The sequence below is a fragment of the Amphritea sp. genome, from assembly GCF_050300915.1.
Taxonomy (GTDB): domain Bacteria; phylum Pseudomonadota; class Gammaproteobacteria; order Pseudomonadales; family Balneatricaceae; genus Amphritea.
Genome location: NZ_JBNKYN010000031.1, coordinates 25,356 through 43,969, shown reverse-complemented (window position 1 = coordinate 43,969; position 18,614 = coordinate 25,356). Strand labels below are relative to the sequence as shown.

Genomic DNA, 18,614 nt, shown 5'->3' with positions numbered 1-18,614 from the left:
TGCGGCACTGGATCGTCCCAACGTTATTCTGTTTGGCTCTACCGACCCGGGGCTGGTGGGCGGTTATGGTAAGGATCAGATCTGCTTAGAGGCGAAAGCTCAGCCCGCGAGTGGTCGTGCAGTGGAACCCGCTGTCTTTGCTAATCTTACGCCGGAGATTGTCTGGCAAACGCTACAAAAACACATCTTAAAGTCAGAACTCGGTTTTTATCTTTAATGCAGAGAGCAGTTGAATCCAATCGGAGCCTGTGGAACATTCAGCTAAAGCCGTGACATCCAGCTCCGGTCTGAGCCACTTTGTGGTCAGTAATGCCGTAGAAATATCACCTATAACATGAGTGTTTTCTGGCAAAAGAGGAAGCATAACTTCCATCGGTATCGCGCCGGGTAACTCAAATGATTTTTCAGGTATGGCCTCTGAGAAAGCTGCTTTATTCGTTGTTCTTGGGTGATGCTTGAATGCGATAGGTCCATTCATAGCAGCACACCAATTTTTGATTCTCAATAGAGTGGAGTGTTTCAGAACTGAATCATGAGGTAGTAAGATTAATCCCTCGACTGCGCCGACCCGGTGTAATTCAAGATTATCTTTTAAACAAAGGGTTGAAAGCTGCCTGAATTCTGGGGTAATTAGGTTCAATGGCAGTGGGTGAATGGTTTTTCTAAGCAGCGGTGAACAGGCAAACTCAGGGAAGGCGATGTATGCTTCCTGAATCCAGCCGCTGGCGCCGATCGTTTCAGGTTGTTTCCACCAAAAACCATAGACGAGTTTTTTGATTAAGTTATCGAGCAGTTTGTCACTAAACCAGTGGGTCTTTCTTCCCAGATAAGTATAAGTACCGTCATCAAGGTAAACCCCGGTAGGAAGAGGAGCCGCATGAGCCATGGAATACTGAAACTCTATTCTGCGGTCGTTAGCGGTATATATTTTTTGTGGTTTTATATCAGAGAGTAATGCGTCAATTTTTTTCAGTACCGCTTTTCTTTGCGCCCCTTTGCCTTTTCCGCTCGCCTTATGAGAGATAATACCGCTGTTTTTGAACGGGGATGCCGGCCATTCTAGAAAAGCGGTAACAAAGTCGCTCTGCAGGGCTGGCTGGTCAATTAGCCACACTGTTTTTGCCTCTGTAGCCGGTAGCGAGAAGGCGACCATGCTTGCAGTGAGCATATTGAATGGTGTTGAGACCAAAAAGAGGTGATGTTTCATATTATATCTGGGCTACCCGTAAATCTGGCTATGTACACAATTTTGAAAATAACAGATGCTCTGTTTTGTTGTCATCATGAAGAACTTGGATGATACAATGTAACGCAATATTGGGTGGGTATATTCATTGTACCCAGAGAGACGTTGGTTAGTGAGTAAAAATGATAAAAGTTGCCATAATTAATAACACGCGGAATCACAGTCATTTTGGCTGCTCCCTGGTCATGGACAACTTAGAGCTGTTACTTGCTCAGAACGGTTTCTCCGTTGAGTGGTCCTGGCCTGTTCATAAAGACTGGCGCCTGCATCAAGAGGAGTTGCTGGGGTTAGCAAAAGTTGATGTCGTGATTGTTAATGGAGAGGGCACCATTAACAACAGTCATCGGAAAAAGTATGCTCAAGCTCTTGTAGAGTTGGCCCGCTTTGCAACGGATAATATCTCAAAGTATTGTTATTTAATAAATGCGACTCTTTTCAATAATACAGCAGATGCATACCAGCAATTAAAGTACTACCGTTCAGTCTATGTGAGGGATCAGGCAAGTCTGGCTGAACTTCACCGCTACGGTTGTCATGGCAAATGGGTTCCGGATCTTACTTTTTATGGTGCCTCAGATCACTCTGAGAAAGCGACGCCTGCAAAAAAGGTATGTGTGACTGATAATACACTTCGACCTATGGCAAAAAGGCTTAAACGTTATGCGCGTAAAAAAGGTTTTACTTACGTAACGATGAGCTTGGCTCACCCTCGTAATAAGCCCTTCTGGAAGAGTCCGAGAACGTTTCTTAAGAATACCTGGAACTGGTTTTTTCGTGACCGGCATCGCTCATCCCAACCCCAGGCCTATATCGATTTTTTACAGCAGTTTGAGTTGGTGATAACTGGCCGGTTTCATACTGTAACTATGTGCCTGAAGCACCGGATCCCCTTTATAGCGATCGCTTCCAATACACCTAAGATTGAACATCTGCTTGAAGATGTGTTTGGAGATAAAGGTCGTTCTGTTTCTATTGAAGATATCGAATCAGACAGGTTTCCGGAAAGTTGTGATTTTTCGACAGCGGAACTAGAGAAAATCAGTGAGTTTCTTGCTGATACCCAAAGGAAAATTGACTCGCTCTTTGCTTCAATTAACGCTGATTTTAAGCAGGGTAAGGCCGGAAAAGATTTTGATTATCTTTAAGTATGGAATAATTCTGTCGACAGCGTGGGATGGGATATGACTTGCTCGGTGTATTTTGTTTCCAAACTTTTTAGTTTGTTTATTGCCGCATCTATTGCGAAAGAGCGTAGTGATGAAAAATCGGTTCTGGTTTTTATTAATCAGCCGGCGGGCGATAATGGGGTATATGAATTGTTGCAGGAGTGGGCTGAGAGTCCGTTTGATCAGTCATACTCTTTTCAAGGGCAGTTTAAAGGGTTGTTGAATAAAGTCAGAAAAAGAAGGGATTTATTTAATGATATCAGTGTATTAATAAAAGATATAAAGCCTGTAAATATATTTACTGGCAATGATCGGCGGATGGAATTTCAATATGCTATGCATATTGCTAAAGGAATGAATAAAGATGTTAGTGGTCACTACATGGATGAAGGGACATTTACCTATCTTGGAAGAAAGGCTGCTAATCCTTTGGGGCATTTTACTGATAACTTGATTAAGAAAATGAGTTATGGGTTTTGGTGGCAAGAGCCTGAAACTATCGGTGCATCAAAGTTGATAAACGATATTCATGTGGCATTTCCTGAGTTTATTGATAAAAGGTTGCGTCAAAAAGTTATTCATCAGCTTAATGCTTCCGCTTTTATGTCTTCGGATATCTCATCGTTTTGTGAAATGCTTCTCAGAGACAAGGATGTTGATGTTGCCTCTGTCAGTGAATTTGACTGCTTAGTCACACTTCCATATGAGTCAATTATTCACAACGATCCTGATTATAAAAGACGAATTCTGCAGCTGATTTCAGAAAACAAGGGAAAGATAGCCGTTAAATATCATCCCAGAGATAGCGTTGAAGACTGTCTGAATTTGTGTCGAGAAGGGGTTACATTATTACCTGGATCCATACCTTTTGAAGCTATGCTGCCATTATTAAGTAAAGACACTGTTGTCGTTGGTGATGTATCATCGACCTTGCTCGCTGCCCGCTGGTTAAGACCAGATCTTCGAGTAATCTCTTATCTGGGGGGATCGGGTGGAAACCGTTTTGTTGACCTGTTTAAGCAAGTCGGAATTGAGATCAGATAGTCTAATATATACGTATAAGAACTGTCAGTTGTGAAAGAGATCTGGAATACTTATGAAAGAATGTGACGAGATTTATAATATTGTATGCCTGAAATGGGGTAATAAATATCCGGCTGAATATGTGAATCGATTGCATCGAATGGTCAAAAAGCATGTAACGCTTCCATTTAAATTTTACTGTATGACGGACGACTCTGAAGGCTTTTATCCTGACATTAATGTTTTGCCAATCGAAAATGATGCTGATGTTTTTGGATGGTGGTATAAGCTGGAGTTGTTTAAAGACAACTTTTATGGCTTGACGGGCGTTACACTCTTTATGGATCTCGATGTGGTTCTGGTTAATAATATAGATGAGATGCTGACGATGCATCCAGGTGAGTTCTGTATTATAAAAGATCAGAAAAAAGGGAATGTCTACAATAGCTCTGTATTCCGACTGGAGCTTGGTTCTATGGCATATGTCTGGGACGAGTTTATTATGGATAAAAACACAATTGTAAATAGAATGCATGGCGATCAGGACTGGATATCCGAATCTGTTAATAATGCCAGGCTTTGGCCTGATGGGATGGTCGTTTCTTTTAAGAAAGAGTGCGATTCCCGGGTAAAAAAAACGTTTGGAGTGATTGGGAAAAAGCTCAGGTCAAGAGGATTCTTTCTTCCTAAAACTCATTCATCGTACCCCGATGGTGCTAAGATTGTTTACTTTCATGGTAAGCCAGATCCTGATGATGTCGCTTACTCATCATATGATATGTGGAGGCAGTCGCCTTGGATCCTCGATGAATGGAAGTAAGAATGTACCTCATTATCTAATGGATGTCTGAATTAAGCAGAAAAATATACTTTTAATACCCAAGTATATTTCTCGCTTTTTTGTAACATTCAGACCCTATTAGTTTCTTCCGTAAACGAGTATCACCGAATCGGGTCATTCGAGTACTTAACTTAGATGATTCCCCCCTCAGAGACGCTTCGAAAAAACAACGAGAAATTTTCTGAGATTGGCAGTAATGCTGTTTGATAGCCTTTGCTTATTTAAAAAATATTCTGATAGTATTGCATTTTTATCTGAAGGTTAAATATCCTGAAGTATTATGCCGGAATTTCGGCTATAGAGTTTGTCTATGACTTTTATAGGAGTAAGATCTTTTGATCTTCAGTATAAATAGTGTGGATAAATTCCTAGCTAAGCAAAAAAATCGTCGATTGTGTTAAGGTTTTTTTAATTATTGCGTCACCAGAGAGTGATAAGTGATGTAGAGTCGTTATTTTTTGTTCTTTTTACGATTTATCAGTATATTTTTACTGATTTATCAGGTCTGGTTTTGAAGCGCTTATGAACCCACATATATTGTGTTGGCGCTTTTTGAATGCCTTGCTCTATTGCTTTGTTTATTTTGGCTGCATCTATTGCTTCTGAACCTGAAGGGAATCCTTCAACCTCACTTATTTCGAGTATATATCCAGAGTTATCTGCTTTTCTCCAGCAGTCTAATTTAAGTAATGGCGAGTTATTTAGTTTATGCATTTTGCTTGTAGCAATAGTTGTTGCCGCCGGGATATCAAAAAAAGGAGCAAAAACAGTACCTTTACGACCTAAATCCTGGTCTGGAGCAAACCAGATACAGTGATTATTTCTCATGGCTCTTAACATTTGCCGGGTTTTAGATCGTTCCAAAGGATAGCTAAAACGTTTTCTTCCACGGGTAAAAAACCACTCGAGTAAAGGGATGTCGTGCTTTCTATATAAGGTACTGCAAGGTGCTCCATGTAATGAGAATAATAGCCCTGCCAGATCTAAACAAGAAAAATGCCATCCCAATAGAATTACACCATTTCCCTTTTTTAGATGGAGGTCTAAAAGCTCAAAGTTACGAAATTCAGTTATTTTTCTGAAAAACTCTGTATCTTTCCAGTATGCCCAACCCGTTTCAATCAGGCCAATACCATTGTTTTCAAAAACCTCGATAACCCGTTGCTGTTGTTCTGCGGGAGATAGTTCAGGAAAGCAGAGGCTGATATTTATTTCTGTGATATGTCTGCGTTTGCGCATTACTTTGTGCAAAAGCCTGCCTAGTTGCTTTCCTATAGATAAACCCCAGCTATATGGCAGGGAAGAGCAGGCCCTTAAAAGACCAATGCTGAACCATATAAGCCAGTTTTTAGGGTGTAAAAAGCATTTCAATGTTAGTTTTTGATATTTCAATTATGCCATCCAAAAATGAAAATTCCTTTTAATACTTATTAACGAATCTACATTAACAAATTTTCTTGTCTAGTCTCTTAAGGCCCGTAAAATGCTGAAATTGTAGAAGTTTATTCTTTAGTCTTCTTGAGTTTGTTCTTTTGTAAGGGGGAAGGGTTACATCTGATTTTTTCAGAGTCAAGTTGCTCTGTGAAATATGTTCTGATAGTTGTGCGAAAAGGTTGTACTTATGCAGAACTAACTCTCTGGCTTCAATTATCGCAGGAAGTCTTTTTTCCCATTCATTGTTTTCTATTGCATCTCTAATTGTTTTTAACGCTTCTTCTGGATTGCGAATATCTATTCTGATAAACGACTCTTCTGGAAAGTAGTCTGTTATGTTAGGGCAGCCAAAATAAATCGGTAAACAATATGACAAGTAGCTATCAGCTAATTTTTCAGTCCAATAATCTTTATGGAGAGTATTTTCTATTGTTAATGAATATCGGTAGTCGATCATTCCGTCCCATTTGTTTTCAATGAAGTTTATACCAGAACCAAACAGGTCGATATTTAAATCAGACGATTGAATAAACTCAAGAAATTTTAAGCGGTCTCCGTGACCGGGGAATATTTTTTTATTACTTGATATCCAGGAAATGTCCTTGCTTTTTTCAGGTGCACTTACCTCTATGAGCTCGTCATATGTTTTGTCTATATACCAGGAAAGCATAGGGTTTGATCTGATATATTTAGACGAGTTCGATGGAATGTAATGGGTAAAAACTTTACTGTAATGATCCTGGTCGTCAATCATCCAATCATGGATGTGATAAACAAAAGGCTCCTGTATAACTTGCCATATATTTTCAGGCGGGCAGGTGACATATCTGTTCTGGTTACCAACCCGATTAAATACAACTGCAACGTCACACTCTCCATCTTCCTCGCAGATGAACGTATGTTCTCCCCACACCCCTGAGTTGGACGGGCTTTCACGAGAGTAGCCTGGCAGTAGTTTTAATATGTCGGGTTCTTCCCAGCAGCGGAAAACTCTAATAATAGCCATGACAGTACTCTATTTAAATGGCAGGGTGCGAATCTGCCACCGGCCATTAGTGTAGTGGATATTTTTATAATCGATCTCTTGAAAATGTGAGTCTAAGTGATTTGTTGAGATCATTCTGGATAAACCGAGCTTCTTAATAATAGGGACTTTTCTTATCTTTTTGAGGATTTTTAATTTTCTAGCCGTGGTTATGACGTTCTCCGGGAGTTCACTTTTCATCACGTCAATGATGGATAGCATCTCCTGGTGACATTCAGCAGCATTCTGAATCGCTCTGTTTTCATCGTGAATTCGGTAACCACCCAGGATAGCATCTATCGAATAGAGCTCAGCATGCTGAAAAAAACGGCACCAAAGCTCGCCGTCAACCATGAATTTCTGGCTCTCATCAATATAACCACCTGCCTTTTCCCATAGACTTCTGCGCCAAAATGTTGATTCTTGTTGAATCCAGCGATACTTTCCTGTCAGGTAATCATAGATGTTTTTTGGATTCCTTTGGGCGGTTGTCATTACGCCCTCTTTATTCCACAAGCCATTAAAGCCTGTAATCCATTCTACTTCAGGGAATAGCTCAAAAATTCTGGCAACGGTATGGAGTGCTTGTGGCGTATATTTATCATCTGAATTTATCCAGGCCATTATTTCAGAATCAGTTTTAGTAAAACCTTTGTTCAGGGCATGGGCGTGACCGCGGTCAGGCTCTGAAGTATAAAAATGTAGCTGGTCTGCATATGACTCGATAATATCCTGGGAGCCGTCAGTGCTGCCTCCGTCGATCACTACATACTGTAGTTCAGGGTACTGTTGGTTTACTACCGAACGTATGGTTTCTTCAACAAAGGGCGCTTGATTAAAAGAGGGGGTAACAATCGCGATGGAAATGGGCTTAGGCATATGAAATCTCAATAGAAATTAGATTGAGCTGGTATGTTAACTTTGCGTCAAATTGCAAGACCAGGTTGTTCCTAAATAATACAGCCATAAAGAGTCTTTGTTGCCCATCTTGCATGCTAATGCTGTAAAATGTGGAATTGTAATGTTTGTAGCCCCACAACACTAGCGTATCACTCTGTTGATTTGTTGTTATGGTAGCCAAAAATAATCTGAGAATTTTTCGATAGTGAAAACTGGTAATAGTTTGCAGGTATACCTTCGCCTGCTCAGGTATGTCAAAAAATATTGGTCAGCATTTCTACTCAGCGTTGTGGGCTTTGTGATTTATGCTGCTTCGCAGACAGCTTCTGCGAAGTGGCTGGAAGCATTCGTTGATGTTGTCGGCTCAGGTCAGTTGGATAATCGGGGCTTGCTGGCTCTGGCGGTATTAGGAATCTTCTTTGTCCGCGGTGTCGGTACTTTTCTCGGCAACTATGGACTCTCCTATGTGGCTCGATATGTCGTTCATGATCTGCGCGGAGACCTGTTCAAACACCTTATGCTCTTGCCTAGCGCATACTACCATAAGCACTCAAGTGGGGAGTTGCTGGCAAAGCTGACCTATAACGTCGAGCAGGTCACTGGTGCTGCGACTAATGCGCTGAAGGTGGCTATCCGTGAAGGGTTAACCGTTATTGGTTTGTTTGGCTATATGCTTTACCTGAACTGGAAGCTAACACTACTCTTTCTGGTGGTTGGTCCGTTTGTTGGCGTGATCGTTGGCATCGCTGCCCGGCGCATGAGAGCTATAAGCAGAAGGGTGCAGCAGAGCGTCGGTGATATTACCTCATCGGCATCTGAAGCGATTAAGGGCTATCAGGTTGTCCGTACTTTTGGTGCTACTGAGATTGAGACTGAACGCTTTATCAAGGTTAGCCAGCAGAACCGGCGCCAGGTGATGAAGATGGTGGTAACACAGTCGGTCGCCACTCCGTTTGTGCAGATGATGGTGGCGGGAGTGATCGCCCTGATGACCTATCTGGCGATGGAGCCGGATCTGATCAGCGAGATGAGTACCGGGCAGTTTATCGCCTTTATCTCAGCAGCAGCATTGATGGCGAAGCCGGTACGTTCGCTGACGGAGATCAGCAGCACAATTCAGTCTGGTCTCGCGGCATCGGAGAGCGTGTTTGAAGTGGTGGATACCGCCCCGGAAAAGGATAGTGGGTTATTTGAAAAAGGTCGTGTGCAGGGCCGGCTTACGTTTAACAACATGAGCTTCAGTTATGAAGCCGATTCCAAACCGGTACTTGATAATATATGCCTTGATATTAAGCCCGGGGAAACGGTCGCGTTAGTGGGTAAATCGGGCAGCGGTAAATCCACGTTGGCAGGTCTGTTACCCCGTTTTTATGATGTGCAGCAGGGGGAGATCCTCCTCGACGACCACAATATAAACGACTATAAACTCGCTAATCTGCGCAGTCAGATCGCATTGGTGAATCAGCAGGTGATCCTGTTCAACGGTACCATTGCGGAAAACATTGCCTACGGCGGTATGGCCGGTTGTTCCCGGGAGCTGATTGAAGCTGCGGCTGAAGCGGCCCACGTGACGGAGTTTGTTCAGCACCTGCCGGACGGGCTGGATACTCTGGTGGGCGAAAATGGTGTGCTGTTGTCCGGCGGCCAGCGTCAGCGAATTGCCATCGCCCGGGCGATTCTGAAAGATGCTCCTATTCTGATTCTGGATGAGGCCACCTCGGCGCTGGATACTGAGTCTGAACGACATATTCAGGATGCGCTGGAAAATGTGATGCAGGGGCGAACCACTCTGGTGATTGCTCACCGCTTATCGACTATCGAGAATGCCGACCGCATTCTGGTGATGGATTCCGGCCGGATTATTGAGCAGGGCAGCCATGCGCAGTTACTGCAATTGGGGGGTGTGTATGCCAATCTCCACAGCCTGCAGTTTTCCGAAGTGGCTGCCGTGATGAACACAGAACAACCCTCTGATGAGGAACAGAATCTATGAAGCTGGTAATGCCCCGATTAGACAAAGCTCAGGTGTTGGTGGTGGGTGATCTGATGCTGGATCGTTACTGGCATGGCCCGACTTCGAGAATCTCGCCGGAAGCGCCGGTGCCGGTGGTCAAAGTTGATCAGATGGAAGATCGTCCGGGGGGCGCTGCGAACGTTGCGCTGAATATTACCGCCCTGGGTGGCGGAGTCTCTCTGGTGGGTATTGTCGGGCAGGATGAGGCTGGACAGGCTCTGCGCCAACAGCTTGAGTCGGCGCAGGTGAACTGTCAGTTTTGCAGCAGTGACAGTGAGCCGACGATTACCAAGCTGCGGGTGATTAGCCGTCATCAGCAACTGATCCGACTGGATTTTGAAGAGCGCTTCAGCCCTGATCATAGTTCCGCGTTACAGCAACAAGTTGAGTCGCTTCTGGGAAATGTCAGTGCGCTGGTTTTATCTGATTACGATAAGGGGACGCTGAGTGATCCTCAGGTGCTGATCAGCGCCGCCCGTAAAATGGGGGTGCCGGTTTTAGTTGATCCGAAAGGCACTGATTTCGAGCGCTATCGCGGGGCCACTCTGCTGACACCGAATATGGGTGAGTTTGAGGCGGTTGTTGGCCGTTGTCATTCGGAGCAGGAGTTGGTTGAGAAAGCCCAGTTGCTGGTTGCTCAGCTTGATCTTGATGCCCTGTTGGTGACCCGGAGTGAACAGGGGATGACCCTGATTAAACCGGGCCAGAACGAAGTTCACTTCCCTGCCCATGCCCGCGAAGTGTTTGATGTCACTGGTGCAGGCGACACCGTAATCTCTACCCTGGCAACGGCGCTGGCTGCCGGTGAAGCCCTTGAGGTCGCCACCGGCCTTGCCAATATCGCTGCGGGTATCGTGGTGGGTAAACTGGGCACCGCAGCCATCAGCGGACCGGAACTGCGCCGGGCCGTTAACCGGGCGCAAGGATCAGAGCGAGGCGTTGTTACTGATGAGCAGTTGCTGATTGCGCTGGAGGATGCCCGTGCTGCCGGTGAGAAGATCGTCTTCACCAATGGTTGTTTTGATATTCTGCATGCCGGACATGTGGGCTATCTGGAGCAAGCCCGGGCGCAGGGTGACCGGCTGGTACTGGCGATCAATGATGATGACTCAGTCCGTCGTCTCAAAGGCGAAGGCCGCCCCATCAATCCGGTTGAGCGGCGTAAAACTGTGCTGGCAGGATTGGAAGCGGTCGACTGGGTGGTCAGCTTTGCTGAGGACACCCCCGAGCGCTTGCTCGAGCAGATTCGCCCCGAGGTGTTGGTAAAGGGGGGGGATTACGGCCTTGAACAGGTGGTTGGCGGGGAGTTTGTCAAAAGTTATGGTGGCGAAGTGAAAGTGTTATCCTTCCTCGATAACTGTTCTACTACGGCGATCGTTGAGAAGATACAGGGTAGCTGAGTTTTAAATTAACGCTTCGACTGGCTTCGGTTCAGGCTTGCTATCACCGCTTTAACATTGGCGCGCAGATGGTCTGGATTGATAGTGCCGATAATGGCACTGCTGACCCCGTGATGACCAAGCACCAGATCAAAGCTGGCGCGTACCGGATCGATATTAGCACCCTGGGCGATATGTCCTGAGGCCAGGGCTTTTTTAATAAAGATCCCTTTATCTGCCGCCAGCGCATAATCAATGACCGGAAGTTCATCCCGGTAATCCAGGTTGTAGGTGACCATGGCGATATCAGAGCGTTTCAGGGTTTCGATACCGCCAGCTACGGTCTTCGTCGACATCCCTCCCGCCCGAATCTTGCCTTCAGCTTTTAGCTGTTCCAGCTGCTCCAGAATACCATAGTGGTTGATGACTTCGAGATCATTACCGTCAGAATGCACCAGCAGAATATCAATGACATCGGTTTTCAGCCGTTTCAGACTGCGTTCGACGCTCATGCGGAGATGTTCCGGGGTAAAGTCAAAATGTGACTGCCCCGTCTGGCTATCAAACTCCTCGCCGACCTTGCTGCAGATCAGCCAGTGATTGCGCTGCTTGTGCAGCAGTGCCCCCAGACGTTCTTCGCTATTACCGTAAGCGGGCGCAGTATCCAGCAGATTAATACCCAGGTCCCGGCTGAGATCGAGTAGTTGGGCTGCCTGCTTATCATCCGGAATAGTAAAACTGTCAGGATATTTTACCCCTTTATTCCGCCCGAGCTTGACGGTGCCAAGCCCTATCGGACTAACCATCAGATCGGTTCCGGCAATCGGTCTGAGCATTAGCAAAACAGCGTCTCCCATACCGGCTCAGCAATCACCGGGCGGGGCAGAGTAGCGCTCAGATCTGTATCGGCGATGTTCACCGGGGTGATACTTTGTTCACTCAGCAGGGCGAGGATCTGGTCGGCGAGATCGGGCGCCAGCGCCAGTTTGGTTGGCCAGCTGATAATGCAGTTTCCCACCGCCTGAGCAAAGGCTGAATCCGGACGGGTGAGTGATGATTGTTTCGGTTCGGCGCGATTGATATGAAAGCTGGCCCAGCGGGCATCTTTCAGCTCGACCCAGGGGAGTAGCTCAGCGATCAGTTTTTCAGCTTTTCTGATCTGCTGCTCAGAACTCAGGTTGACCCCTGTTTCGGCCAGATCACCGCCCAGATACCAGACATGCTCGCCTTTAGTGGCGGGGTGTGTGGTGATAGTGACCACTGGCTTACTACCGCTGCTGATGCAGTGGGCAAAGGTTGGCAGGTCTGAACGATGACGCACCATCACCATATGCAGCGGTCGGCGCTGCATCTGCGGCTGCTGAATATTCAGCTGTTGCAGCAGCGCCTCGGTGCCCTCACCGGCGGTGGTGATGTAGCGCTGTGCTTCGATGCGCATCTGAGGGAGTTGCAGTGCTTTAACCTGCCCGTTTTCGATAAGCCACTGAATATCACCGGCGTCGACTTTACAGATTCGCTGCAGATGAGGGCTGGCCAGCGCTTCAATCACCGTTGGAACGTCCAGCACAATCTCATTCAGCTTATACAGGTTGCCGCGAAAGTGAGGATGATCGAAAGCCTTCGGGCGCTGGTCGACGGAGACGCTTTCAACCCGGCCTTTCAGTGCTTTGCTGGCGAAAAAACTGGTCATTTTTGCGCCGAGCGAAGCTTTAGACCACATGTAGTGGGCCTCAGAGAGAATCCTGGCTGTGCTCAGGTCCAGCTCGCCGGTGCCGTCAAGACAGGCGCGCCAGCGCGATGGCATGTCCGCAATACTGCTGGACGCCTGCGTCAGGACACCGTTCAGGGCATATTTGGTGCCGCCGTGGATAATCCCCTGGGAGCGCACCGACTGCGCACCACCGAGATCGCCGGTTTCCAGCAGTAAGGCGTCATACCCCTGTTGCAGTACACGGTTGAGCAGCCACAGACCTGCGATACCGCCACCCAGAATAACCAGATCTGTCTTTATTGTTTGCATGAATCACCCTGCCGGTTAACAGCGTTTATTATACCTTCGGTATCGCAGGCTGATAATGGTAAACTGATGTTTTCTGAATGGAATTCGTTTATCCCCATGGCCCGATTGCTCTATTCGCTGCTGTTTTACTGTCTGACACCGCTGATTTTGCTGAAGCTCTGGATGCGTGGACGCCAGAGCCCTGAATATCGGCGTCGCTGGGGCGAGCGCTTTGGTTTTGTGCGCCGGTTAAGTGGTGAGCGACCCATCTGGATTCATGCCGTTTCCTTTGGTGAAACCATGGCTATCATTCCGCTGGTGGAAAAACTGCTGGCGGAGCACCCACAGATCCCCGTGTTTATCACCAGTATGACCCCGACCGGCAGTGCCCGGGTGCAGACCCACTTTGGTGATCGGGTCGGGCATGCCTATTGTCCTTATGATCTTCCCTGTGCACTGGCCCGCTTTCACCGGCGTATCCGGCCGCGCAGCTGCGTGATCGTCGAAACTGAGCTCTGGCCTAATCTTATCCACAGCTGTGCGAAACGCGGGGTGCCTGTGCTGGTGACCAATGCCCGGTTATCGGCGCGTTCGGCGGCCGGTTATCAGCGGTTCAGATGGCTGACCCGGCCAATGCTGAGGGAGGTCAGCCGTCTTGCAGTACAAAACCGGGAGGATGCAGAGCGCTTTATCGCCTTAGGACTTGCGCCAGATATACTGCAGGTGACCGGCAGCATCAAATTTGATATCGCCGCGCCCGAGGGCGTTGCTGCAGAAGCTGCAAAACTGCGTGCGGCCTGGGGGATTGAGCGTCCGGTGATTATCGCTGCCAGCACCCACGATGACGAAGAGTCACAACTGCTGGATCTGTATCGCAATCTGCAGTCCCGCTATCACCAGCTGGTATTGATACTGGTGCCCCGCCATCCAGAACGCTTCGCGATGATCTACGATCAGAGTGTCAAAGCGGGCTTTCGTACCTGCCGGCGCAGCGTGTCGCCATTACCTGCGGCGGATTGCGAAGTTTATCTGGGGGATACTATGGGCGAGTTGATGATGCTTTACAGCGCTGCGGATATTGCGTTTGTCGGCGGCAGTCTGATTGAGCGGGGCGGGCACAACCCACTGGAGCCCGCAATGTTAGGTAAGCCCGTGTTGATGGGGCCTCATGTGTATAACTTTCATCAGATTGTTAACACCATGGAGCAGGAGCTGGCGTTGCAGGTGGTCACTGGCGCTGAAGCGCTGCAACAGGTGATCGCCGAGCTGCTGGATCATCCCGAGCAGGCTAGGGCGATGGGTATCCGCGGGCGAGCCTGTATCGAGTCTAACCGTGGGGCGCTGGATAAGCAGTTGGCACTGGTGAAACAGCTGGCCGGTCTTGATGAGTAAACCCGGAATATATCTATTAAGAACCTGGTTATTAAGAACCTGGTTATTAAGAACCCAGCTATTAAGAACCCAGCTATTAAGAGCTTAGCTGCCGATCCATCTCTTCACACAGCCAGTGGCCGATAAAGATATGCGCTTCCTGAATCCTTGCGGTCTCGGTGCTCGGGGCTTTTATCAGGTGATCTGCTATCGACTCTAACCTGCCGCCACTCTCCCCGGTCCAGGCCCAGCAGGTCGCTCCAATCTGTTGTGCGGCCTCAATGGCGTTGATCACGTTGTTGCTGTTACCCGAGGTCGAGAGGCCAATCACCAGGTCTTCAGGGCGGCACAGTGCTTCAATCTGCCGGGTAAACACAGAATCAAAACTATAGTCGTTGGAATGGGCCGTAAGGATTGAGCTGTCGACGGTCAGGGCAATGGCTGGCAGGGCGCGGCGTTCCGCTTTGTAACGCACGACAAATTCAGCGGCCAGATGCTGGCTGTCTGCGGCACTGCCACCGTTACCGAGAAACAGCAACTTGCCACCGGCAGTAAAGGTGGCGGAGATCTGTTCTGCCAGTTGCTCTACATCGGCCTGAATCTCTGGCAGACGATTAAAGGTTTGCATATGGCGTTGCAGTGCGTTTTCAAATGACATCGTTTTATCCTTACAGATCAAAGCTGAACTGTTCACCTGCCTGTTCAGCGAAGATACCGCTCAGCACCTCATTCAGCAGGGCTCCATCGCTGTCTCGCACCCAGGTTTCACCATTGAAATCAAAGTGAAAACCGCCGCTGCGCGCCGCCAGCCAGAGCTGTTTAACCGGTGTCTGGCGGGTGAAGATTACCTGGGATTTATTCTCACAGATCACCGTCAGAACACCGCCGTTATTCATAAAGTCGAGATCGGTTTCCGCCTCATCCAAAACCTCTTCTACGCGCTCCAGGGTGTCGTCAACCTTCTGGTTAAATTCAGATTCGTTCATTGTCATACTCACAGGCGGAAAATTATCAGTAGGACAGAGTATATAGCAGTTCGTTCAGGTACTCATCATGGCAACGGCGCTGTATAATCGAACCAATAATTTAATGTCAGGAATAAACACCGTGAAAGCCTGTTGGATTGCCATTTTTTTCAGTGCTCTGTTAATCAGTGGTTGTGGTCAGAAAGGTAAGCTATATCTGCCCGATGATGCGCCAAAACAGACACAGCAATAGTTCTCAATTGCCTCGCCGTGTTGAAACGGCGGAAATAACAGGCTCAGCACACCTGAGCAGTCACCCTATTTAATACAGACAGAAGACAATGGATAATTTTCAATATCTCAACGGCCGTCTTTGTGCCGAAGAAGTGCCGGTCAGCCGGATTGCCGCAGAATATGGCACACCCACCTATATCTATTCCCGTGACGCCCTGGAGCGCGCGTATCTTGATTATGCCCAGGCGCTGGAAGGGCGTGATGCGCTGGTATGCTATGCGGTGAAGGCAAACTCCAATATCGGCGTACTCAATGTGCTGGCGCGTTTGGGAGCGGGTTTTGATATTGTCTCTCTGGGCGAGCTGGAACGTGTTATCAAAGCGGGCGGTGATCCGGCTAAAGTGGTGTTTTCTGGCGTGGCTAAGCGTGAAGATGAGATACGCCGTGCGCTGGAGCTGGGAATTCACTGCTTCAACATTGAGTCTGAAGCGGAACTGGAGCGGCTCAACAACGTCGCGTCTGAGCTGGATAAAGTTGCGGCGGTCTCGCTGCGGGTGAATCCCGATGTCGATGCCGGTACGCACCCCTATATCTCCACCGGGCTGAAAGATAATAAGTTCGGTGTTGCCATTGACGATGCGGTGCGTATCTACACCTATGCTCATAGCCTGAGCCATCTTGATGTGCAGGGTGTCGACTGTCATATCGGTTCACAGCTGACTGAGATTGCGCCGTTTCTGGATGCGCTGGACCGGTTGTTGCTGTTGATTGATACACTGGCGGAGCAGGGTATCACTATCAAGCATCTGGATCTGGGTGGTGGTCTGGGCGTGTGTTATACCGATGAGGTGCCGCCTACGCCACAGGAATATATCGCTGCTGTTATTGAAAAGTTGGGCGCACGGCCGTTGAAACTGATCTTTGAACCGGGTCGCTCTATCGCCGCCAATGCGGGAATTCTGATCACTAAGGTGGAGTTCCTGAAGTGCACTGAGCATAAAAACTTCGCTATCATCGATGCAGCCATGAATGACCTTATCCGCCCGGCGCTATATAGTGCGTATATGGAAATTATTCCGGTAGAGATGCGTGCAGAGGGTGAAGCCCGTCGCTTTGATCTGGTGGGGCCGGTATGCGAGTCCGGTGACTTCCTGGGTAAAGACCGGGAGCTGAACATTGAAGCGGGTGATCTGCTGGCCGTCTGCTCTGCCGGGGCCTACGGGTTTGGCATGAGTTCCAATTACAACGCCCGTAACCGGGCAGCGGAAGTGATGGTGGATGATAATCAGGTGCACCTGATCCGCAAGCGCGAAACCATTGTTGATCAGCTGCGGGGTGAAACCGTTTTACCGGGCTGAAAGCTGACGCTAAGATCATGTAAATGAGTCAATGAATATGATCTGCTGAATACGTGTTGCGAGTAAACCCGACAGAGAAGGCAAAACACTGTCCGAACAGTGCGCCTGAAGAGATGACTATGTTAGTTCGATTTACAAAAATGCATGGCCTTGGCAATGACTTTCTGGTGCTGGATACCGTTACCCAGAAAGTGAAGATCAACTCGGCGATAGTGGCGCGTCTGGCCGATCGTAATTTTGGTGTGGGTTTTGATCAGATGCTGATTGTCGAACCGCCCACTAATCCAGAGATGGACTTCCGTTACCGGATCTTCAATGCGGATGGCAGTGAGGTGGAACATTGCGGCAATGGCGCCCGGTGTTTTGCTAAGTTTGTTCGCGATAAGCGGCTGACCGCTAAAGAAACCGTGGCGGTAGAAACCCAGAAAGGGCCGATCTATCTGACCATTACCGAAGATAAGCAGGTGGTGGTGGATATGGGGGTGCCGGTACTGGAGCCCCAGCATATTCCGTTTAGTGCAGATCAGCAGGCCGCTACCTATCCGATAGAGGTTGGTGGACAGACCGTGCAGATTAGCGCGGTGTCGATGGGCAACCCCCATGGTGTGTTAGTGGTTGATGCGGTTGATACTGCGCCGGTTGAAACCTGGGGGCCCGCATTGGAATCACACGCTAAGTTTCCGGCCAAAGCGAATATCGGATTTATGGAAGTGATCAGCGGCGCGGAGATCCGTCTGCGTGTTTACGAACGGGGTGCGGGTGAAACGATGGCCTGCGGTACCGGAGCCTGTGCTGCGGTAGTTGCTGGTCGTCTGCGTGGCCTGCTTGACGATAAAGTAACGGTGCACCTGCCTGGTGGCTCACTTGTGATTGAGTGGTCCGGCGAAGGTGAACCGCTGATTATGACCGGACCGGCAACCACTGTGTATGAAGGGCAGATTTTTATATGAGTGAGAACACGTCAACAGAGGTGCTGCAGGCGCAGATCAGCCCCGAGCAGGTGGCTGAATATCTGCTAGAGCATCCGGATTTCTTTAGCGGTAATGAGTATCTGCTGGAGAAGCTCTACGTCCCCCATCAGCGCGGCGATACCGTGTCGCTGGTGGAGCGTCAGACCAGCCTGTTACGGCAGAAAAACAGAGAGCTGCACGACTATCTTGGCGACATGATCGGAGTCGCCCGGGAAAATGATATCCAGTTCAGTAAAACCAAGAAGATGGTACTGGCGCTGATGGATGCCGATACCCTCGATGATGTGGCGGTGGCGATTGATGAAAGTCTGTGTCAGGATTTTAACAGTGACACCACTGCGCTGGTGCTGTTCAGTGATCAGCGGGAAGACCTGAGCAATCTGCGTCTGCTGCCCCGGGGTGAGGCTACAGCAATTGATGCGCTGGTGGATCAGTCCCAGACCCGCTGCGGTAATCTGACCGAGCTGCAAAATCAGTTCATGTTTCGCGAGCAGGCGTTTAAGGTGAAATCGGCCGCTGCCGTACCTCTGGTGAAGGGGGAGACCCTTGGGTTGCTGGCGATTGGCAGCTTTGATGCGACCTACTTCCAGAGTAATCAGGGCACCCTGTTCCTCGATTATATCGGTCAGGTGCTCAGCCGGGTAGTCTCGCCGCTGCTGCAGGATCGCAAGGCCTGATTAATGAGCTCT

General features: G+C 48.3%; 18 protein-coding genes and 1 pseudogene. 11 read left to right on the top strand and 8 right to left on the bottom strand.

Annotated elements, in window-relative coordinates:
* Nucleotides 1-217, top strand: a pseudogene (locus ACQY8X_RS10280) (hypothetical protein); the annotation flags it as partial.
* Here the strand turns inward: ACQY8X_RS10280 and ACQY8X_RS10275 are convergent.
* On the bottom strand, nucleotides 194-1,207 hold the full coding sequence (locus tag ACQY8X_RS10275) for a polysialyltransferase family glycosyltransferase (RefSeq protein ID WP_428035046.1): 1,014 nt from the start codon (nucleotides 1,205-1,207) through the stop codon (nucleotides 194-196). The pseudogene ACQY8X_RS10280 and the gene ACQY8X_RS10275 sit on opposite strands and share 24 nt — an antisense overlap.
* Before the next feature lie 224 nt (nucleotides 1,208-1,431).
* Here ACQY8X_RS10275 and ACQY8X_RS10270 point away from each other — a divergent pair, with 224 nt between their 5' ends.
* Genes ACQY8X_RS10270 through ACQY8X_RS10260 form a run of 3 tightly spaced genes read left to right on the top strand, consistent with a single transcriptional unit; the run spans nucleotide 1,432 to nucleotide 4,255 of the window.
* Entirely contained in the window at nucleotides 1,432-2,391 is a 960-nt protein-coding gene (locus ACQY8X_RS10270) for a polysaccharide pyruvyl transferase family protein (RefSeq protein WP_428035045.1), read from the top strand.
* A gap of 36 nt (nucleotides 2,392-2,427) precedes the next feature.
* The gene (locus ACQY8X_RS10265) at nucleotides 2,428-3,456 is read left to right on the top strand and encodes a polysialyltransferase family glycosyltransferase (RefSeq protein ID WP_428035044.1); all 1,029 of its coding nucleotides are present in this window, start codon (nucleotides 2,428-2,430) and stop codon (nucleotides 3,454-3,456) included.
* A 52-nt stretch (nucleotides 3,457-3,508) separates the two neighbouring features.
* On the top strand, nucleotides 3,509-4,255 hold the full coding sequence (locus ACQY8X_RS10260; RefSeq protein ID WP_428035043.1) for a hypothetical protein: 747 nt from the start codon (nucleotides 3,509-3,511) through the stop codon (nucleotides 4,253-4,255).
* A gap of 498 nt (nucleotides 4,256-4,753) precedes the next feature.
* On the opposite strand, the gene ACQY8X_RS10255 is transcribed toward ACQY8X_RS10260, so the two are convergent.
* The 3 genes from ACQY8X_RS10255 to ACQY8X_RS10245 are packed head-to-tail and all read right to left on the bottom strand — an operon-like array spanning nucleotide 4,754 to nucleotide 7,613.
* Nucleotides 4,754-5,668: a lipid A biosynthesis acyltransferase gene (locus ACQY8X_RS10255; protein ID WP_428035042.1), complete on the bottom strand. Its 915-nt coding sequence runs from the start codon at nucleotides 5,666-5,668 to the stop codon at nucleotides 4,754-4,756.
* 52 nt (nucleotides 5,669-5,720) lie between these two features.
* On the bottom strand, nucleotides 5,721-6,716 hold the full coding sequence (locus ACQY8X_RS10250; RefSeq protein WP_428035041.1) for a glycosyltransferase family 10 domain-containing protein: 996 nt from the start codon (nucleotides 6,714-6,716) through the stop codon (nucleotides 5,721-5,723).
* A gap of 9 nt (nucleotides 6,717-6,725) precedes the next feature.
* Nucleotides 6,726-7,613, bottom strand: a complete 888-nt coding sequence (locus ACQY8X_RS10245; protein ID WP_428035040.1) for a glycosyltransferase family 2 protein — start codon at nucleotides 7,611-7,613, stop codon at nucleotides 6,726-6,728.
* 244 nt (nucleotides 7,614-7,857) lie between these two features.
* Here ACQY8X_RS10245 and msbA point away from each other — a divergent pair, with 244 nt between their 5' ends.
* Nucleotides 7,858-9,627, top strand: a complete 1,770-nt coding sequence (gene msbA, locus ACQY8X_RS10240) for a lipid A export permease/ATP-binding protein MsbA (protein ID WP_428035048.1) — start codon at nucleotides 7,858-7,860, stop codon at nucleotides 9,625-9,627.
* Nucleotides 9,624-11,048 carry a bifunctional D-glycero-beta-D-manno-heptose-7-phosphate kinase/D-glycero-beta-D-manno-heptose 1-phosphate adenylyltransferase HldE gene (gene hldE / locus ACQY8X_RS10235; RefSeq protein WP_428035039.1) on the top strand — a complete coding sequence of 475 codons (1,425 nt, stop codon included), beginning with the start codon at nucleotides 9,624-9,626 and terminating at the stop codon, nucleotides 11,046-11,048. Before msbA ends, hldE begins: the two co-directional genes overlap by 4 nt.
* A gap of 8 nt (nucleotides 11,049-11,056) precedes the next feature.
* On the opposite strand, the gene ACQY8X_RS10230 is transcribed toward hldE, so the two are convergent.
* On the bottom strand, nucleotides 11,057-11,863 hold the full coding sequence (locus ACQY8X_RS10230) for an aldo/keto reductase (protein WP_428035047.1): 807 nt from the start codon (nucleotides 11,861-11,863) through the stop codon (nucleotides 11,057-11,059).
* Complete coding sequence (locus ACQY8X_RS10225; RefSeq protein ID WP_428035038.1) at nucleotides 11,863-13,047, bottom strand: FAD-dependent oxidoreductase; 1,185 nt, start codon at nucleotides 13,045-13,047, stop codon at nucleotides 11,863-11,865. The genes ACQY8X_RS10230 and ACQY8X_RS10225 overlap by 1 nt, the downstream gene beginning before the upstream one ends.
* A 66-nt stretch (nucleotides 13,048-13,113) precedes the next feature.
* Between ACQY8X_RS10225 and waaA the strand changes: the two genes are divergently transcribed.
* Complete coding sequence (gene waaA / locus ACQY8X_RS10220; RefSeq protein ID WP_428035037.1) at nucleotides 13,114-14,418, top strand: lipid IV(A) 3-deoxy-D-manno-octulosonic acid transferase; 1,305 nt, start codon at nucleotides 13,114-13,116, stop codon at nucleotides 14,416-14,418.
* Between the two features lie 76 nt (nucleotides 14,419-14,494).
* Here waaA and ACQY8X_RS10215 read toward each other — a convergent pair whose 3' ends face one another.
* Both ACQY8X_RS10215 and cyaY read right to left on the bottom strand, forming a co-directional pair.
* Nucleotides 14,495-15,055, bottom strand: a complete 561-nt coding sequence (locus ACQY8X_RS10215) for a D-sedoheptulose-7-phosphate isomerase (protein ID WP_428035036.1) — start codon at nucleotides 15,053-15,055, stop codon at nucleotides 14,495-14,497.
* A gap of 10 nt (nucleotides 15,056-15,065) precedes the next feature.
* Complete coding sequence (cyaY, locus tag ACQY8X_RS10210; RefSeq protein ID WP_428035035.1) at nucleotides 15,066-15,383, bottom strand: iron donor protein CyaY; 318 nt, start codon at nucleotides 15,381-15,383, stop codon at nucleotides 15,066-15,068.
* A 121-nt stretch (nucleotides 15,384-15,504) separates the two neighbouring features.
* Here cyaY and lptM point away from each other — a divergent pair, with 121 nt between their 5' ends.
* The 4 genes from lptM (at nucleotide 15,505) to ACQY8X_RS10190 (ending at nucleotide 18,602) form a co-directional block, all read left to right on the top strand.
* On the top strand, nucleotides 15,505-15,615 hold the full coding sequence (gene lptM, locus ACQY8X_RS10205; RefSeq protein WP_299197531.1) for an LPS translocon maturation chaperone LptM: 111 nt from the start codon (nucleotides 15,505-15,507) through the stop codon (nucleotides 15,613-15,615).
* 88 nt (nucleotides 15,616-15,703) lie between these two features.
* Complete coding sequence (gene lysA / locus ACQY8X_RS10200; protein WP_428035034.1) at nucleotides 15,704-16,954, top strand: diaminopimelate decarboxylase; 1,251 nt, start codon at nucleotides 15,704-15,706, stop codon at nucleotides 16,952-16,954.
* A 119-nt stretch (nucleotides 16,955-17,073) separates the two neighbouring features.
* Nucleotides 17,074-17,904 carry a diaminopimelate epimerase gene (dapF, locus tag ACQY8X_RS10195; RefSeq protein ID WP_428035033.1) on the top strand — a complete coding sequence of 277 codons (831 nt, stop codon included), beginning with the start codon at nucleotides 17,074-17,076 and terminating at the stop codon, nucleotides 17,902-17,904.
* Nucleotides 17,901-18,602 (top strand): DUF484 family protein, encoded by a 702-nt coding sequence (locus ACQY8X_RS10190; protein WP_428035032.1) that lies wholly within the window; start codon nucleotides 17,901-17,903, stop codon nucleotides 18,600-18,602. Before dapF ends, ACQY8X_RS10190 begins: the two co-directional genes overlap by 4 nt.
* Nucleotides 18,603-18,614: the final 12 nt, after the last annotated feature.

Excerpts from the sequence above, each read along its gene's own strand:
- ACQY8X_RS10275 (WP_428035046.1), bottom strand. The coding sequence starts at position 1,207 with ATGAAACATCACCTCTTTTTGGTCTCAACACCATTCAATATGCTCACT.
- ACQY8X_RS10270 (WP_428035045.1), top strand. The coding sequence starts at position 1,432 with ATGGACAACTTAGAGCTGTTACTTGCTCAGAACGGTTTCTCCGTTGAG.
- ACQY8X_RS10265 (WP_428035044.1), top strand. The coding sequence starts at position 2,428 with ATGACTTGCTCGGTGTATTTTGTTTCCAAACTTTTTAGTTTGTTTATT.
- ACQY8X_RS10260 (WP_428035043.1), top strand. The coding sequence starts at position 3,509 with ATGAAAGAATGTGACGAGATTTATAATATTGTATGCCTGAAATGGGGT.
- ACQY8X_RS10250 (WP_428035041.1), bottom strand. The coding sequence starts at position 6,716 with ATGGCTATTATTAGAGTTTTCCGCTGCTGGGAAGAACCCGACATATTA.
- ACQY8X_RS10245 (WP_428035040.1), bottom strand. The coding sequence starts at position 7,613 with ATGCCTAAGCCCATTTCCATCGCGATTGTTACCCCCTCTTTTAATCAA.
- hldE (WP_428035039.1), top strand. The coding sequence starts at position 9,624 with ATGAAGCTGGTAATGCCCCGATTAGACAAAGCTCAGGTGTTGGTGGTG.
- ACQY8X_RS10230 (WP_428035047.1), bottom strand. The coding sequence starts at position 11,863 with ATGCTCAGACCGATTGCCGGAACCGATCTGATGGTTAGTCCGATAGGG.
- ACQY8X_RS10225 (WP_428035038.1), bottom strand. The coding sequence starts at position 13,047 with ATGCAAACAATAAAGACAGATCTGGTTATTCTGGGTGGCGGTATCGCA.
- waaA (WP_428035037.1), top strand. The coding sequence starts at position 13,114 with ATGTTTTCTGAATGGAATTCGTTTATCCCCATGGCCCGATTGCTCTAT.
- ACQY8X_RS10215 (WP_428035036.1), bottom strand. The coding sequence starts at position 15,055 with ATGTCATTTGAAAACGCACTGCAACGCCATATGCAAACCTTTAATCGT.
- cyaY (WP_428035035.1), bottom strand. The coding sequence starts at position 15,383 with ATGAACGAATCTGAATTTAACCAGAAGGTTGACGACACCCTGGAGCGC.
- lysA (WP_428035034.1), top strand. The coding sequence starts at position 15,704 with ATGGATAATTTTCAATATCTCAACGGCCGTCTTTGTGCCGAAGAAGTG.
- dapF (WP_428035033.1), top strand. The coding sequence starts at position 17,074 with ATGTTAGTTCGATTTACAAAAATGCATGGCCTTGGCAATGACTTTCTG.
- ACQY8X_RS10190 (WP_428035032.1), top strand. The coding sequence starts at position 17,901 with ATGAGTGAGAACACGTCAACAGAGGTGCTGCAGGCGCAGATCAGCCCC.